This window comes from Rhizobium sp. BK456, from assembly GCF_014194045.1.
In the GTDB taxonomy this organism is placed as follows: domain Bacteria; phylum Pseudomonadota; class Alphaproteobacteria; order Rhizobiales; family Rhizobiaceae; genus Rhizobium; species Rhizobium redzepovicii.
Window position 1 is genome coordinate 1 of the sequence record NZ_JACIAO010000029.1, and the last position, 1,537, is coordinate 1,537.

1 protein-coding gene is annotated in these 1,537 nt (G+C 62.5%); it reads left to right on the top strand.

The features are described from left to right. On the top strand, positions 1–1,537 hold a 1,537-nt coding region (locus FHX03_RS34175; protein WP_246699355.1), incomplete at both ends, for an electron transfer flavoprotein-ubiquinone oxidoreductase.

Genomic DNA, 1,537 nt, shown 5'->3' on the forward strand with positions numbered 1-1,537 from the left:
GAACGCGAGAGCATGGAATTCGACGTGGTGATCGTCGGCGCAGGTCCGGCCGGTCTTTCGGCGGCGATCCGGCTGAAGCAGGTCAATCCGGAACTGTCGGTCGTCGTGCTGGAGAAGGGCTCGGAAGTCGGGGCCCATATTCTCTCGGGCGCAGTTGTCGATCCGATCGGCATCGATCGACTGCTGCCCGGCTGGCGCCAGGAAACCGACCATCCCTTCAAGACCGAGGTCAATGCCGACCACTTCCTGCTGCTCGGTCCTGCCGGCTCGATCCGGCTGCCGAATTTTTTGATGCCGCCGCTGATGAACAATCACGGCAACTACATCGTCTCGCTCGGGCTCGTCTGTCGCTGGCTGGCTGGTAAGGCGGAGGAGCTCGGCGTCGAGATCTACCCGGGCTTTGCCGCCACCGAAGTGCTCTATGATGATAAGGGCGCGGTCATCGGCGTCGCCACCGGCGACATGGGCATCGAGAAGAACGGCGAGCCCGGCCCGAACTATACCCGTGGCATGGAACTGCTCGGCAAATATGTGCTGATCGGCGAGGGCGTGCGCGGCTCGCTCGCCAAGCAGCTGATTGCCAAATTCGATCTGCAGAAGGACCGCGAACCGCAAAAGTTCGGGATCGGCATTAAGGAGCTATGGCAGGTCAAGCCGGAAAACCACAAACAGGGCCTGGTGCAGCATTCCTTCGGCTGGCCGCTGGGGATGAAGACCGGCGGTGGATCCTTCCTCTATCACCTGGAAGACAATCTGGTCGCCGTCGGCTTCGTCGTCCATTTGAACTACAAGAACCCCTATCTGTATCCCTTCGAGGAGTTCCAGCGCTTCAAGACCCATCCGGCGATCCGCGGCACCTTCGAGGGCGGCAAGCGGCTTTCCTATGGCGCCCGCGCCATCACCGAGGGCGGCTACCAGTCGGTGCCGAAGCTTTCCTTCCCGGGCGGAGCGCTGATCGGCTGTTCGGCCGGTCTGGTCAACGTTCCCCGCATCAAGGGCAGCCACAATGCGGTGCTGTCGGGCATGCTGGCGGCCGAGAAGATCGCCGCCGCCATCACAGCCGGCCGCAGCCATGACGAGGTCGTCGAGATCGAAAACGAATGGCGCCAGGGCGACATCGGCAAGGATCTCAAGCGGGTGCGTAACGTCAAGCCGCTGTGGTCGAAATTCGGCACCGCGCTCGGCGTGGCGCTCGGCGGTCTCGACATGTGGACCAACACCTTGTTCGGCTTTTCTTTCTTCGGCACGCTTGGTCACGGCAAGACCGATGCGCAGTCGCTGGAGCCAGCCGCGCAGCACAAGCCGATCGCCTACCCGAAGCCCGATGGCGTCCTGACCTTCGACCGCCTGTCCTCGGTGTTCCTGTCGAACACCAATCACGAGGAGGATCAGCCGGTGCATCTGCAGGTCAAGGACATGGGCCTGCAGAAGCGTTCGGAACACGATATCTATGCCGGCCCGTCGACGCGTTACTGTCCGGCCGGGGTCTATGAATGGGTGGAGAAGGACGGGCAGGAGACCTTCGTCATCAACGCCC